The organism is Poseidonibacter parvus, from assembly GCF_001956695.1.
GTDB lineage: Bacteria > Campylobacterota > Campylobacteria > Campylobacterales > Arcobacteraceae > Poseidonibacter > Poseidonibacter parvus.
The window spans coordinates 1006582-1020505 of record NZ_CP019070.1; the positions used below are offsets into that span (position 1 = coordinate 1006582).

A 13924-nucleotide genomic window follows, 5' to 3' on the forward strand; every position below is an offset into this window, starting at 1 on the left:
TCCTACCAATCATCGTCATCTGAACTATAAAGTCCATTTGTGATTGCATCAGAGTCAAGTAAGAATAGAGCATTATTTATTACTTCTTGTCCATCTTCTAAGCCTTTTAAAACTTCATATTTATTTGATGAGATTCTTTTTGCTGTTACTTCTATAGGCTCAATCTCAGTTTTTGATAATTTTTGAAAAACATAATGTTTATCTCCTTTACTTAAAACAGCAGTTTTAGGTAAAGTCAACATTTCTTTTGAAACTTTTTTAAGTGCAACCTTTGCAAACATATTTGGATAAAGTTTTAAATCTTTATTAGGTATTACAAACCTAACATCAATACTTTTTGTTTTTAAATCAACTGTTGGATAAATCATATCTACAGTAGAATCAATTGGAGTAGCTATTCCATCAATATAAATTTTAGCTTTCATATCTTTTTTTATAAAATCTAAATCTTTTTGATAAACAGAAGCTATAAACCAAAGCTCATCTAAAGAGGCTAGTTGAAGTAAAAGTTTTCCTTTTTTTGCAAAACTTCCTTGATTTATATTTTTTTGTAAAACAATAGAATTTGTAGGAGAATAAAAAGGAATATTTTTTATTGTCTTTCTTGAATTTCTAATTTTTTTAATTGTTGAAGAGTTTATATCTAAAGATTTTAGTTTTTCTATATTTGAATTAACTAGTGATTTATTAAATCTTTTTGCAATTTGAAGTTCTTGTTGGATTGAAGAAACTTCATCTGAATAAATTGTAAAAAGTGGATTTCCTTTTTTTATAGTTTTAAATTGTTCGTTTGCATACAATTTTGTAATATATCCATCAAATCTTGTAACAATATCATAAATTTTTGTTTCATTTAGAGCTGTAGTTCCATAGAAACTTTTTACTTCTCCTATTTGCTCTTTTTTAACTTTTGTAAGCTTTGTGTTAAAAACCTGTGATACTTCAAGAATTTGAGCATTTAATAATGTTATTCCAAAAAAGAGTAGACTTAATATTAGTTTCATTTTATTTCCTTAGTAAAATATATTGATTTAGATAATGCAGTAAAATATTTTTGTTTTTCATCCACTACTTTTAATTCATATTTTATGATTTCATTCAAATTATTTATTAGTGCTTTTGAATCCATATTTTTATATGAAGAAAAACTATTATAATTTTCTATAATCTTTTGAAGTTGATTGAATTTTGGTAAAATATCTTTTTTTATTATGTTATATGTAATATGTGCATCATCCATATTTTGTTGAAATGTTTTTATTTTATTTTCAAAAGTTAATTTCATATCTTTAAACTTATGACTTATTTCCATAGCTTTAAATTTTGCTTTTCTTGATTTTATATCTTCACTTCCTCTTACAGATAAAGGAATGGCAAAAGATATATTTACATAATCTTCATATTTACTATCTCTTTGAAAGTATGCTAAATTCACTTTTATATCAGAGTTCTTTTTCTCTTTTTCTAAAGTTGAGATATTATCAAATTTTTTAGATACTTGTAATATAGATAAAAGTTTTGGATGGGTTTCTGTATTTTCATTAAGTTTTATATTTTTTAATTTATTATCAAACTCAATATTTTCTTGCTTTGAATAAGTTATTTGTTCAAGTTTTAGATTAAGTGTGTTTATCATTGTTTGTAAATTTTGTGATTTTAAATTTAACTCTTGATTCATTATTTGAGTTTTTAAAATTTGTGCTTGATTTGCTTTATTATATTTGTATAATTCTTTTAATAGTTTTTCTAGTTTTTTAGTATTTGATTTATATTTTTCAAATAGTTTTAATCTTTCTTCAAGTAGTTTAATATTATAAATGTATTCATAAATTTTTGATTTTAACTGTAATTTTTTATCTTCAACTTCATATTTTGAAATTTGATAGTCATCTTGTGCAATTTTCTTTTCAATTTTTAATTTATCTCCAATAGGAATAACTTGAGAGATACCTATAAATTGAGCTTGCATTGGCTCTATATCTCTTGCTGTAATATCATTTAATTGTATGTCAGTTGCTCCAAAAGATAGAGTTGGATTTTTCCACTTTGTAGATAATTCAATTTGTTCTTGTGCAATATTAATTGAACTTTCTAATGCTTTGATACTATAATTTTGGTTTATTGTTTCTACTACTACATCATCTATGCTTTTTGCATACATAGATGATATAGTTAATACTAATAAACCACTATAAATAAATGATTTTTTTAACATATTATTTCTTTTATAAGTTTACACTTGATCTGATTTTATGAACTTCACCATCTGCAGTTTTAAACATTAAATGAAATTGCCAAGTACCACCCATAGCAAAATTAATTGACATTTTATATTTACCATCAACTAATTTACCTTTATCCTTATATTCCATATATGGCATACCAGGCATCTCCGGCATAAAGAATTTTGCTTTTACTTTTACATCAGTAACAACTTTTCCATCTTTTGTTACAGTAACAAACATAACATTATCACCAACAACCAAAGTTTTTTCAGATGAAAAATTTACGTCATATCCACCTTTACTACCATTTAAATTAATTGGTTCTGCATTTAGAAGACCTATTGTTAACGCTAAAATTGAAATCACTTTTAAAAATAACTTCATTTTTACTCCTTTTTATAAATTTGAAAGGAGTTTACTTATCTAATGAGGAAGGAATGTGGAAAGATAATACTTTATGTAGTTTTGAAGTAAAAACTAAAAGTTGTACCTTCGTTTAGTTTAGAATCAATGTTATATTTAATATCATATTTTAGACAAATATTTTGAACAATATTCAAACCTATTCCAAAACCACCTTGCTCTTTTGTTGCTCTATAGTATCTATTAAATATATCTTTTATTTTTTTTTCTTCAATTCCTATACCTGTATCTGTAACAATTAAAGTATTATTTTTTAGCTCTATTTTAACTTTTCCATGAGCTTTATTATATTTAATAGCATTTGAAACAATATTATTAAATAGCCTTATAAAATCATTTTCTATAATCTTAAAGTCAACTTCTTCAATTTCACATGAGAGTTCAATTTTCTTTTTTTCAGATAAAACCTCAAAGTATTTTAATTGATTAGGAATAGTTTGATTCAATAAAATAATAGGTAATTCTTTAATTTCTTCTTGATCCTCTAAAAAGACATATGTTAAGTCTTTATATATCTCAGAGACTCTATGTGCTGCAAGTTGGATTCTTTGAACTTGTTTTTTAGTAAGTTCATTTGATTCTGAGGACATTAAAATTGCACTTATAGGTGTATTTAACTCATGAGTTGTATCTTTGATGAAGTTATTTAATTTTTTTCTTTCATCTTTTATTGGTTTTAAAAATAGTTTAGCTAGAAAAAAACCCATAAGTGATATTATTGAGTAAATTACTAAAAATAAGACTAGTATATCTACTTTGAGTTTTTTTAAAGTTTTAAAAAATAGGTTTTCTTCAATTGCAATATAATGAACACCTAAATGTCCATAAGTTGAATTATTAACTAATATGAAATGTTGATCATGTTGTATTATTTCTTTATTAAAATCTATCTTATCATCAAAATTACCAACTATTTTCTTTTTATCTTTGTCAAAAAAAGAGATTTTATAAATATCTGTTTTTAAAAATTGCTTTAAATCTAGAGTATTTCCATTCATATGTGTAGATATAATTTGTGAAGAGATATTAGAAACTACATTTTGCATTTTCGTTTTTGCCAAATCAAAATATAATTTTTTTTCATTTTGATAATATAATAAAGCAATAATAGTCATTAATATAAAAGACCCACCAAGATATAATCCAAAAAATCTTATAAATGTTCTTTTTTCACTTTGTGTTAAATTAATTTCAGTCTCCAAAATTCAATTTTCTCTGATTATATCATAAATATTTTTTTAAAAGAAAGGACTTTTTTATAGCCCTTTTCTTTTATTTTATTAATAAGAGTAAATAAGTCTCGTTCTTAAATCTGTTGCATCACTATTTGCTGCCTCATAATCAAGAATCGAATAGTCTAATTGAACTTTTAAATTTTTATTAAAAGTATATTGAAGGTTTAATGTTACTTCATCTAAATCTGCATTAGCAGTAGGTTGGTCAAACTGAGAATATCTTAATTTAGTTTTTAATTTATCAAAAGTATACCCAGCACCTATTTGCCAAGAATCTGTTCCTGCTTTAAATGCATTTGCTCCTGCTGTTTTTGTAGTTGCAGTATATTGTGCATATGCTCCCTGTCCTAAACCTCTTACAACATCTCCATCATCATCTGTAGACGTATATCCAGCAAAAAGATTTATATCTTGGATTTTTGCTCCTATCTTTAAACCATACATTGAAGAATCTTGTGAAGTTGATGCATCATAATTTGTATCATAATATTGTGCGGCTACATATGCTGGCCCAAAATTATATTTTGCATCTACATATATTAAATCTGCAATATCAACAGCATCAGCATATTGGAACTGAGCAGTTAAATTTGGAATAGATGTATTTTTAATATAAATAGTATTAATACCATCTGTACCAATTTTTTCAAACTCACCTGGTCCACCATTTGCACTAGCATTTGTAGATGTAAAAGGTGCAGTTGTTGTAAAATCTGTTCTTTGTTGATATTTAGTAACTTTTCCAGCAACAATTGTAGTATTAGGAATATCTGTGTTTGCTAAAAGATAAGCTTCAAAAGACTCTTTGATTAGTCTTGATCCAGAACCTGCTAATAAAGGTGTTTTAACAAATTGTCTACCACCTTTAAATGTTGTATTATTTAAATTATATTGAAAATATGCTTCTGATAATACAGAACCTTGTGCATCCATTGTAGATTTTGTAACTGAACTATCATCATCTATTGAAGTAACATGTGATGTTTGAAATGTTCCACCTAATTTGATTCCTTTATAAGAATCTGTAACATAATTAAAACTTCCTCCATTTGCCCATATTGAACTATCCTTTTTTGAGGGTGAATCAAAAGTTTGTGCATAATAAAATGATTTTAACTCTCCTTTAAACTTACCATTAGTAAATGCCTCAGAGATTGACTCTGCTGCAAACAAAGATGAACTACTAATTGCTATAGAAGCAATTAAACTAATTTTTGCGAATTTTTTCATATTTTTTCCTTTATGTGTTTTCCATTTATGGAATAAACTAAAGAACTTTAACAAACTAAAATGTAGTGAAAATGTAGTGAAAATGTAGTTGTTTACATATTGCTTCCATATTAAGAAGTTAGAATCCAAATGAATTTATATCTAATAAAAGGAGTTGTCTTGAAAATATTACTATTAGAAGATGACATAATATTTTCAGAAATAATAGAAGAGTATTTGAATTTTTTAGCGTATAGTGTTGAAACAGTTTTTGATTTAGAATCTGCAGAAGAATTACTGTATAACAATAAATATGATCTTTTAATTCTTGACATAAACATCCCAGGGGGAAATGGATTAGATTTATTAGAAAATTTTAGAAGCCTTGGATTTAAAACCCCTTCAATAATAATCACTTCATTTACAAATATAAATGAAATAGAAAGAGCGTATAATGTTGGTTGTGATGATTATCTAAAAAAACCTTTTGAACTTAAAGAGCTTAAAGCAAGAATTAATTATCTTGAAAATATTCATAAAATAAATTTTAAAGGACAAATAAAAATTGATAAAGACTTGATATTTGATTCATATAATATGAATATAAGAAAAAAAGATATTACAGTTAGAATTGCAAAAAAAGAAGCTGAAATTCTTAGATTTTTTTTATTAAATAAAAATAGAGTCATCTCAATCGATGAGTTAATTATTAATATATGGGAATATGGTGAAGAACCTTCAATAGCTACTATTAGAACATATATTAAAAATATAAGAAAAGTTCTAGAGAAAAATCTTATTGAAACAATAAAAAATGTAGGTTACAAATTTAACACTACATATTAAATACATTTTAAACAGATACACTTCTTTTGTCGAAGTAAAAACTCTCCTAGGGTTTCGAAATTAATAAAGCGCGAACTTTACTTTAAAATACTTCGACATGTTTCCACATTCTTTCCTCACTAGCTAAATATAATTTCTCATAAAAAAGAAAGGGCAACTTATGTTTGAATATATGAATATGAATATGACTATGTTTCATGGAATAGGAATGTTAATCTTTTGGATTATTGTTTTCTTTTTAATTTTTTCAATTTTTTCAAAAGATAAAGAAAATTCAAGAGAAACACCTTTAGATATTTTAAAAAAAAGGTTAGCTAAAGGTGAGATATCAAGAGAAGAGTATTCTAAGTTGAAAGACTCTTTATTAAATTAAAAGGTAAGTATTATGAAAAATTATTTAATACCAATAGGCCTATTAGTTTTGGGTATTACTATTTATAGCTTTGACTTTAATAAAGATAAAGTTGATGGAAGATGGTATTCAAAAGAACAAGTTTCTTTAGGGAAAGAAGTATTCTTAAAAAACTGTGCTTCTTGTCATGGAGAAAAAGCTGAGAAGACTGTTGAGTGGAGAAAAACATTAGCAGATGGTTCATATCCTCCTCCACCTTTAAATGACAAAGCGCATGCATGGCATCATCCCAAATGGCAACTTATGCAAATAATAGATAATGGCGGAGCTGCATATGGTGGTAAAATGCCTGGATTTAAGGATACACTTACAAATACTGAAAAAGAAGCAACAATAGCTTATTTTCAGACTTTTTGGGGTGATGAATTTTATAACCTTTGGAAAGATAAAAGAAAAGGACTTGAGGATAAAAAATGAAAGTATTATTACTAGAAGATGATGAGTTACTAAATGAAATAATTGAAGAGTATTTAATATCATTAAACTATAGTGTTGTTACAATTTATGACGGACAAGAAGCTTTAGAACGTATCTATGAGGAGTCTTTTCAACTTCTTCTATTAGATGTAAATGTTCCATCATTGACTGGATTCGATTTATTAAGAACACTAAAAGAAAATAAGATAGATATCCCAACTATTTTTATTACATCTTTATATACAGCAAGAGATGTAGAAGATGGTTTTAATGCAGGGGCTGATGACTATATTAAAAAACCTTTTCAATTAAGTGAATTAAAAGTGAGACTAAATAATATCAAAAGATTAAGAAATATAGATGCAGCAGGAATAGTTAAAATAAATGAAAACATAGAATATAATTTTGATTCTAAATTAATAACTGTTGATGAAAAAACATATACTCTTTCAAAAATAGAATCAAAAGTTTTAGAATTTTTTATTAAAAATAAAGATAAAGCTATTTCAATAGAAGAGATATCTTTAAACAATTGGGTATATGATGAAATGCCAACTGCAACTACTATTAGAACATATATTAAAAATTTAAGAAAGATGTTAGGGAAAGATATGATTATTACAATAAAAGGTATTGGTTATAAACTAAACACCTAAAAAACAACTATAAAGAATAAGTTTTTAACAACTTAAAGGCTTTTTCTTTTAATTAATACTTACAAAAAGCTCCTTATTCAGATAAAACATCTAAATAAACTATACAAAAAATGATGTAAATAATTCTATCAAGTGTTTAGAATTAGATATCAAAAATATAATTATCAAAAATCTTGTTTTATTAAAAAAGTGGGAGAAAGACTACTTTATAAACATGATGAATTATTCATCATATTTATAAAAGAGAAACTATAAAACTTTTTTTAGTTTGTTGAATTCATCAATAGTTATATCCCCTGTAGCTAATCGATTTTCTAAAATACTCCGTACACTCTCTTTTTTACTATCAAATAAATAAAAAGTAGTCATTATTAGTATGAACCAACCAAACATCATTATCCAATGATGCATTTCATATGAATTAATATAATCTAACATAATATATCCTTTGTTTTTTGTTATGTTGTATTATAAAACTTTTATATGGAGTGTATATCCAATATATGGGGAGTGTATGTGGAATTTTATAAGCTTAATTTTTTAATTAAATTTAATTTCTGGCATAAAAAAACCTCCAAGATTAATTATCTTGAAGGTTTAAAAAAGAAGAAGGAGAGAGATTATTTTAACAACTTTTTCTTGGCCCATCAACATCCTCTTCTGGGAAAAGAGCACATACTGTTTCAGCATTTATTGAAGATTTTGCTGCTGTATATACTACTGAAGATTGGTTATCTTGAACTCTATCCAACAAATAATCTGGTGTATCATTATCCTCTAATGGGTATAAAGCTAATAATGTATCTTTTGATACTGAGGCTTTTGCTAATTTATTAGTTACCTTTGAATCAATGTCATGATTATTACTTAAAATATAATCTGGAGTATCATTATCCTCTAGTGGGTATAAAGCACTAATTGTATCACTCGCCATTAATGAACTACTTGCCATTAAACCTAAACCTAAAACTATTTGTGTTAACCTTTTCATAATATATCCTTTGTTTTTTGTTATGTTGTATTATAAAACTTTTATATGGAGTGAATATGCAATATATGGGGAGTGTATGTGGAATTTTATAATCTTATTTTTTTAATATAAATTAAAATATAGGCATAAAAAAACCTCCAAGATTCTTATCTTGAAGGTTTTAAAAAGGAGAGATGAAATAAATCATCTCTAAATGAAAAATTATATGATTATACTGGTCCTATGTGGAAGGAATATGGAAAAATATTTATAATCTTTTAACTTTAAGTCTTAATGAATTTAAAACAACAGTTACAGAGCTAAAACTCATTGCAATTCCTGCATACATAGGACTAAGCATTACTCCAAAGAAAGGAAATAATACTCCAGCTGCAAGTGGTATTCCTAGAATATTATAAGCAAAAGCCCAAAATAGATTTTGTTTAACTATTCTCATACTCTCAACTGATAAGTTAATACTTTTTATTACAGATTTTAGTTCATTATTTATAAGTACTATATCACCTGCATCTTTACTAATATCTGATCCTGAATTTAATGTTATTCCTATATCTGCTTGCTTTATAGAAGGTGCATCATTTATACCATCCCCTATAAACATTACCTTTGATTCTTTTTGTAATTCTTTTATAACATCATATTTTTCAGTTGGAATCACTTGGGCATATACTTTTTCAATATTTAATTCCTGAGCAACTTTTGAGGCAGTAATTTTATTATCACCTGTTAATAAAATAGGTGTAATATTCATCTTTTTTAGATTCTCAATAACTTCTTTTGCATCTTCTTTTATCTCGTCTTCTAAAGAAAAAGAACCAATAGTTTTTTTACCAATGGATACTAATATTAACCCATTTGATTTTTCAAGCTCTTTTTCATAGAAATCTAAATGTTCTGCTAAAATTGTAATATTATTATCTTCTAAAAGTTTTTTATTTCCTAGTATAAACTCTTGTTCTTCAAATATAGCCTTTATTCCATGGCCTGGAATTATCTCTACTTTATCTATTTGTTCATTACAAGTAATTTTTTGATTTTCTACGAATGAAACAATCGCTTTTGAAATAGGATGTTCACTTAAGTTTTCAATATAGCCTATAGTTTTAAAATATTTCTTTTCTATATCAGTTTTAGTAACTTTTATATTTCCTTTAGTAAGAGTTCCAGTTTTATCAAATACTGCGTATTTGATATCTTTTATCTGCTCAAGAATTTCTGGGTTTTTAATTAATATTCCCTCTTTTGCCCCACGGCTTACTGAACTTACTATTGCAATTGGAGTAGCTAAACCTAAAGCACAAGGACAAGAGATAATTAGAACACTAATACTTGCAATAATTGCATTTTGAAAATCTCCAATAACAATTCCCCACACTAAAAAAGTAAGTATAGAAATAATAATTACAGTTGGAACAAAAATATTTGCTATTTTATCTGCAAACCTACTTATTGGTATTTGTTTACTTTGTGCAGATTTTAAAAGAGTGATAATTTTAGAAAGAGTGGTGTCACTTGACTCTTTTAAAACCTTTATCGTAATCACTCCATTTGTGTTTAAAGTTCCAGATAAAACTTCATCATTAGTTTTTTTAAATAGAGGTAGAGATTCTCCTGTAATCATTGAGGTATCTATATCCGCATTTCCATCTATTATAACTCCATCAGCGGGTATCTTTTCTCCTGTTTTTACTAAAACTTTATTTCCTATTTTTAATAAATTAGCTTGAATAATTTCAATTGAATTATCTTCTTTAACTAGATTTGCATTTTGAGGAGCTAAAGATATTAGTTTCTTTAAAAAATCACCTGCTTTTTGTTTTGAATTCTCTTCTAAATATCTTCCTAAAAGCATAAAAGTAATAATAACTGCTGCCCCGTCAAAATACATAAATCTTAAATTTTCAGGAAATAAAAATGGAAAAAATAGAACTGTACTAGAGTAAAAATATGCAGCACTAGTACCTAAAGCTACTAAAACATTCATATCATAGTTTTTATTTATAATAGCCTTAAAGGCTAAGTTATAAAATCTAGCACCACAATAGAATTGAACAATTGAAGCTAAGATAAAGATTGCATAAGTTTTTATTGAGATATCCAAAAGATTAGAAAAAGCAAAAATAAAAATAGTTATAGCAAGAGTCATAGATATAAAAAAAAGTTTTTTTATTTTAGCAAAAGTTTTTTTCTCTTGTTCTTCTAAATGTTTTATATCTTCTTCTACTTTATATCCTAGTTTTTCAATGTTTTGAATAAGTTTGTCTTTAGAGTATAGTTGTTTATCAATTTCAAATAAACCTTCATGGGCTGCAAAACTAACTTTTGTATTAATAATACCTTTTTGCTTATTTAAGAACTTCTCAATTCCATTTGAACAATTAACACAAGTCATTCCTGAAATATTCAGGTTTATTTTTTCAGTTGACATTTTAAACTTCTTTCTCTTTTAATAATAGGGTTAATATCTCCCTTACATACTCATCTTTTATATAATAAAATGACATTTTTTTCTCTTTATTAAAATCTACAATTCCATATTTTCTTAGAGCTTTAAGTTGATGAGAAACATGAGATTGAGGTAGATTTAAAACATTAACCATCTCCCCGACACAAATTTCATAATCCATTAGAGCATACAGAATTTTAAGTCTTGTTGGATCACTCATTGCTTTTGTTACATTAGATATGTTTTTAAGTAAATCATCATTTGGCAAAGCTTCTTTTATATCAGTAATAAAACTTACGCCTTCACAACAAGAACGGATTAGTTTTGTTTGATTTTCCATTTTAGTCTTCTATAATGTTAAATCCAAGCTCTTCCATCTCTTTTTTAAATTCAGATTCTTGAACTTCATTTGTTATTTCAACCATAACTTCTTTTGGACTTGTTTCTAAATTAACTTCAATTTCTCCAAATGACTCTTCAAGTGAAACTTTTATTAAGTTTGCACAGCTTCCACAAGCTATATTTTGAGCTTTAAATGTTTTTTTCATAATAGTTCCTTTTATATGATAAATTTATCATATGAATATATTATCATATAAAAGAAGGGTTTGTCAAGTTTTTATTTACTTCTCTCCTAATAGTTCTATTGCATTTTTAGTCCATTCAATCATAGATTCTTTATCTTTTTTAGATAGTTTGGAATCCCAATGAGCTACTATATATCTAAGTGGAGGCATTCCACCTTTTTGTCCTATTTTATTTAAGCTTTTTAAATCATTTATTGGTGTTTCATGGGATATAAAAAGAAAGTCTTTACTAAAATCAATATGCTTTTTAGCCTCTTTTATATCTTTATCTATCATATTTTTTACCCCTGGAATTTTATAGTAGAAAGGATAGTTTGTAGTACTGGAATGACAATTAAAACATTTTGCTTCAAATATAGGTTTTATATTTTCAAGATACTCTTCATTTATCTTTTTATATTTATTTTGAAGTACTGTCTCTTTTTCTTTTAAGGCTTTTTTTATTTCTAAACTTTTTTCCGAATTATCATTTACCGATGGTTCTTTTTTTTGAACTACTTTTTTTTCATTATTATCATGTTTTTCAGTTCCATGTGAAAATCCTGATATTGCAAATATACTTAAAAGAAGTGTTGATAATAATAATTTTGTTTTCATAACGAGCTCCTTTTATTTTTTAACTATAAATTGTCCCATCATACCTGCATCTTCATGTTCTAATATATGACAGTGATACATATATGGGTATTTTTTTGTTGATTCATATTCAAACTTGACCGCAATATTTACAGTTTCATTGCTAAGTAATAATACAGTATCTTTAAGTCCTGACTCATTTAGGTATGGTTTATTCCCATTTCTTGATATGATTTTAAAACTACATCCGTGTATATGAAATGGATGTGGCATTCTTTGTGGGTTTTTTATTCTCCAAATTTCAGTCTTTCCAAGTGGTACAATTTCATCGATTCTTTTCATATCCATTTGTTTACCATTTATTGCAAGCCATCCTGGTCTTATATTTAATTCAAATTCTCTAACATTTGCTTCTATTATATTTTTGTATTCATTAATAGTAGTGAGTTTTTTTGGAATTTCATATTTTTGTGCTTTCTCATCTTTTACAAAAATTTTAAGAAGAGGTTTCCCTCCTAACTCATCTCCAAATAGTATCCCTTTTCCAGCAAGATCTGATAAATCAACTAATATCTCTGCTCTCTCCCCTGGACTTAAAAGTAAAGTTGTCATTTTTACTGGTTTTGGTAAAAAACTTGAATCACCAGCTATTTGATAAAATGCTCTTTTATCATTAAACATAAATCTATAAATTCTTGCATTAGAACCATTTAATATTCTAAATCTTATAGTTTTTGCAGATACTTTAACATATGGGTCAACGATACCATTAATAAGTGAAAAATTTCCAGTAACTCCCATCATTGTATCATGCATTGATTGTTTATATAAAAATTGACCTTGAGTATCAAAACGTCTATCTTGAACTACTAAAGGAATATCATCAATACCATAGTTTTTTGGAATATCTAAATTTAAAGAATCTTCATCATCAATTATAAACAGACCTGATATTCCTTTGAAAACTTGTTCTCCTGTTTTTTCATGAGTATGTGGATGGTACCAACACATTGATGATCTTTGATTTATTTGAAATTGAGTAGTCCAGGTATCATTTGGATGAATTGACCTATTTGGACCTCCATCATTTTTCCCAGGAACTTTTAGTCCATGCCAATGAATAACAGTCTCTTCTTTTAAAGAGTTTTTTACATTCATTTTTAAAGTGTCATTTTTATTGACTCTAATAGTTGGTCCTAAAAAATCTATATTTACTCCATAGGTTTTTGTTTTTGAACCATTTAGAAACTCAACTATTCCTTCTTGTACATTTAAATTATATTCTTTAGTTCCATCTTTTAATAGTTTAGGTTTTAAGATTGGTGGAATTGCAAGAGGTTTTGAAAAACTTGGAAAAACCGAAATCTTTTGTTTTGTATTATCTGCGTTTAAAAATGTACTCCAAGAAGTAATTAGTCCTAGTTTTACAAAGTCTCTTCTTTTCATTTGCAATTTCTCTATTTAATGTTTTTCATAAATTTCTGTTGTTCCATCTTTTTTAATAGCTAAAATATTATAAGGATCTTTTTTATTTCCCATTTCCATTCCTGGACTTCCAACTACCATTCCAGGAACTGTGAGTCCTTTTACATCTTTTGGTTTATCAGTAAGTAATCTTTTTATAGCAGAGTAATCTACATGCCCCTCAATAACATAGCCATCAATTAAGGCTGTATGACAAGATGAAGTCCCTGCTGTAATTCCATTTTGTTGTTTGATATCATTAATATCATTTTTTACAATAGTATTTATTTTAAAGCCTTCTTTCTTCATAGCCTTAACCCACTCTCCACAACAACCACAATAAGGTGTTTTATAAACAGTCATCTCTTTTGCCATTTGAGCATAACTTAAAGTTGCCGCAACAAGTGTTAAAAATAGTGTTTTCTTCATTTTATTCC

17 protein-coding genes are annotated in these 13924 nt (G+C 26.3%); 4 read left to right on the forward strand and 13 right to left on the reverse strand.

The window, feature by feature from the left end; translation table 11 throughout:
* Positions 1 to 2 precede the first annotated feature (2 nt).
* The 5 genes from LPB137_RS04960 to LPB137_RS04980 all read right to left on the reverse strand — a co-directional run bounded on the left by LPB137_RS04960 (position 3) and on the right by LPB137_RS04980 (position 5113).
* Entirely contained in the window at positions 3 to 1004 is a 1002-nt protein-coding gene (locus LPB137_RS04960; protein WP_076085199.1) for an efflux RND transporter periplasmic adaptor subunit, read from the reverse strand.
* Positions 1001 to 2215 (reverse strand): TolC family protein, encoded by a 1215-nt coding sequence (locus LPB137_RS04965; protein WP_076085202.1) that lies wholly within the window; start codon positions 2213 to 2215, stop codon positions 1001 to 1003. The genes LPB137_RS04960 and LPB137_RS04965 overlap by 4 nt, the downstream gene beginning before the upstream one ends.
* Positions 2216 to 2225: 10 nt before the next feature.
* A complete protein-coding gene (locus LPB137_RS04970) occupies positions 2226 to 2609 on the reverse strand; it encodes a FixH family protein (protein ID WP_076085205.1) in 384 nt (127 codons plus the stop codon).
* Positions 2610 to 2680: 71 nt separating this feature from the next.
* Positions 2681 to 3850, reverse strand: a complete 1170-nt coding sequence (locus LPB137_RS04975; protein WP_172802464.1) for a sensor histidine kinase — start codon at positions 3848 to 3850, stop codon at positions 2681 to 2683.
* 78 nt (positions 3851 to 3928) lie between these two features.
* Positions 3929 to 5113, reverse strand: a complete 1185-nt coding sequence (locus tag LPB137_RS04980; RefSeq protein ID WP_076085208.1) for an OprD family outer membrane porin — start codon at positions 5111 to 5113, stop codon at positions 3929 to 3931.
* A 159-nt stretch (positions 5114 to 5272) separates the two neighbouring features.
* Between LPB137_RS04980 and LPB137_RS04985 the strand changes: the two genes are divergently transcribed.
* The 4 genes from LPB137_RS04985 (at position 5273) to LPB137_RS05000 (ending at position 7423) form a co-directional block, all read left to right on the forward strand.
* Complete coding sequence (locus LPB137_RS04985) at positions 5273 to 5938, forward strand: response regulator transcription factor (protein WP_172802465.1); 666 nt, start codon at positions 5273 to 5275, stop codon at positions 5936 to 5938.
* Positions 5939 to 6098: 160 nt separating this feature from the next.
* Positions 6099 to 6311 (forward strand): SHOCT domain-containing protein, encoded by a 213-nt coding sequence (locus LPB137_RS04990; protein WP_156981722.1) that lies wholly within the window; start codon positions 6099 to 6101, stop codon positions 6309 to 6311.
* Positions 6312 to 6323: 12 nt separating this feature from the next.
* A complete protein-coding gene (locus tag LPB137_RS04995) occupies positions 6324 to 6767 on the forward strand; it encodes a c-type cytochrome (RefSeq protein WP_076085214.1) in 444 nt (147 codons plus the stop codon).
* Complete coding sequence (locus tag LPB137_RS05000) at positions 6764 to 7423, forward strand: response regulator transcription factor (RefSeq protein ID WP_076085217.1); 660 nt, start codon at positions 6764 to 6766, stop codon at positions 7421 to 7423. Before LPB137_RS04995 ends, LPB137_RS05000 begins: the two co-directional genes overlap by 4 nt.
* A gap of 249 nt (positions 7424 to 7672) precedes the next feature.
* On the opposite strand, the gene LPB137_RS05005 is transcribed toward LPB137_RS05000, so the two are convergent.
* The 8 genes from LPB137_RS05005 to LPB137_RS05040 form a co-directional block, all read right to left on the reverse strand.
* Complete coding sequence (locus LPB137_RS05005) at positions 7673 to 7861, reverse strand: SHOCT domain-containing protein (protein ID WP_076085220.1); 189 nt, start codon at positions 7859 to 7861, stop codon at positions 7673 to 7675.
* A gap of 187 nt (positions 7862 to 8048) precedes the next feature.
* Positions 8049 to 8414: a hypothetical protein gene (locus LPB137_RS05010; protein ID WP_076085223.1), complete on the reverse strand. Its 366-nt coding sequence runs from the start codon at positions 8412 to 8414 to the stop codon at positions 8049 to 8051.
* A gap of 247 nt (positions 8415 to 8661) precedes the next feature.
* A complete protein-coding gene (locus tag LPB137_RS05015) occupies positions 8662 to 10842 on the reverse strand; it encodes a heavy metal translocating P-type ATPase (RefSeq protein WP_076085226.1) in 2181 nt (726 codons plus the stop codon).
* A 1-nt stretch (position 10843) separates the two neighbouring features.
* Entirely contained in the window at positions 10844 to 11200 is a 357-nt protein-coding gene (locus LPB137_RS05020; protein ID WP_076085229.1) for an ArsR/SmtB family transcription factor, read from the reverse strand.
* Position 11201: 1 nt separating this feature from the next.
* Complete coding sequence (locus tag LPB137_RS05025; protein ID WP_076085231.1) at positions 11202 to 11408, reverse strand: heavy-metal-associated domain-containing protein; 207 nt, start codon at positions 11406 to 11408, stop codon at positions 11202 to 11204.
* Between the two features lie 75 nt (positions 11409 to 11483).
* Complete coding sequence (locus tag LPB137_RS05030) at positions 11484 to 12044, reverse strand: heme-binding domain-containing protein (protein ID WP_076085234.1); 561 nt, start codon at positions 12042 to 12044, stop codon at positions 11484 to 11486.
* Positions 12045 to 12056: 12 nt separating this feature from the next.
* Complete coding sequence (locus LPB137_RS05035; RefSeq protein WP_076085237.1) at positions 12057 to 13469, reverse strand: multicopper oxidase family protein; 1413 nt, start codon at positions 13467 to 13469, stop codon at positions 12057 to 12059.
* 15 nt (positions 13470 to 13484) lie between these two features.
* Complete coding sequence (locus LPB137_RS05040; RefSeq protein WP_076085240.1) at positions 13485 to 13916, reverse strand: DUF411 domain-containing protein; 432 nt, start codon at positions 13914 to 13916, stop codon at positions 13485 to 13487.
* Positions 13917 to 13924: the final 8 nt, after the last annotated feature.

Bases quoted from the DNA above. Each gene is read 5' to 3' on its own strand.
- LPB137_RS04960 (WP_076085199.1), bottom strand. From the start codon at position 1,004: ATGAAACTAATATTAAGTCTACTCTTTTTTGGAATAACATTATTAAAT.
- LPB137_RS04965 (WP_076085202.1), bottom strand. From the start codon at position 2,215: ATGTTAAAAAAATCATTTATTTATAGTGGTTTATTAGTATTAACTATA.
- LPB137_RS04970 (WP_076085205.1), bottom strand. From the start codon at position 2,609: ATGAAGTTATTTTTAAAAGTGATTTCAATTTTAGCGTTAACAATAGGT.
- LPB137_RS04980 (WP_076085208.1), bottom strand. From the start codon at position 5,113: ATGAAAAAATTCGCAAAAATTAGTTTAATTGCTTCTATAGCAATTAGT.
- LPB137_RS04990 (WP_156981722.1), top strand. From the start codon at position 6,099: ATGTTTGAATATATGAATATGAATATGACTATGTTTCATGGAATAGGA.
- LPB137_RS04995 (WP_076085214.1), top strand. From the start codon at position 6,324: ATGAAAAATTATTTAATACCAATAGGCCTATTAGTTTTGGGTATTACT.
- LPB137_RS05000 (WP_076085217.1), top strand. From the start codon at position 6,764: ATGAAAGTATTATTACTAGAAGATGATGAGTTACTAAATGAAATAATT.
- LPB137_RS05005 (WP_076085220.1), bottom strand. From the start codon at position 7,861: ATGTTAGATTATATTAATTCATATGAAATGCATCATTGGATAATGATG.
- LPB137_RS05010 (WP_076085223.1), bottom strand. From the start codon at position 8,414: ATGAAAAGGTTAACACAAATAGTTTTAGGTTTAGGTTTAATGGCAAGT.
- LPB137_RS05015 (WP_076085226.1), bottom strand. From the start codon at position 10,842: ATGTCAACTGAAAAAATAAACCTGAATATTTCAGGAATGACTTGTGTT.
- LPB137_RS05020 (WP_076085229.1), bottom strand. From the start codon at position 11,200: ATGGAAAATCAAACAAAACTAATCCGTTCTTGTTGTGAAGGCGTAAGT.
- LPB137_RS05025 (WP_076085231.1), bottom strand. From the start codon at position 11,408: ATGAAAAAAACATTTAAAGCTCAAAATATAGCTTGTGGAAGCTGTGCA.
- LPB137_RS05030 (WP_076085234.1), bottom strand. From the start codon at position 12,044: ATGAAAACAAAATTATTATTATCAACACTTCTTTTAAGTATATTTGCA.
- LPB137_RS05035 (WP_076085237.1), bottom strand. From the start codon at position 13,469: ATGAAAAGAAGAGACTTTGTAAAACTAGGACTAATTACTTCTTGGAGT.
- LPB137_RS05040 (WP_076085240.1), bottom strand. From the start codon at position 13,916: ATGAAGAAAACACTATTTTTAACACTTGTTGCGGCAACTTTAAGTTAT.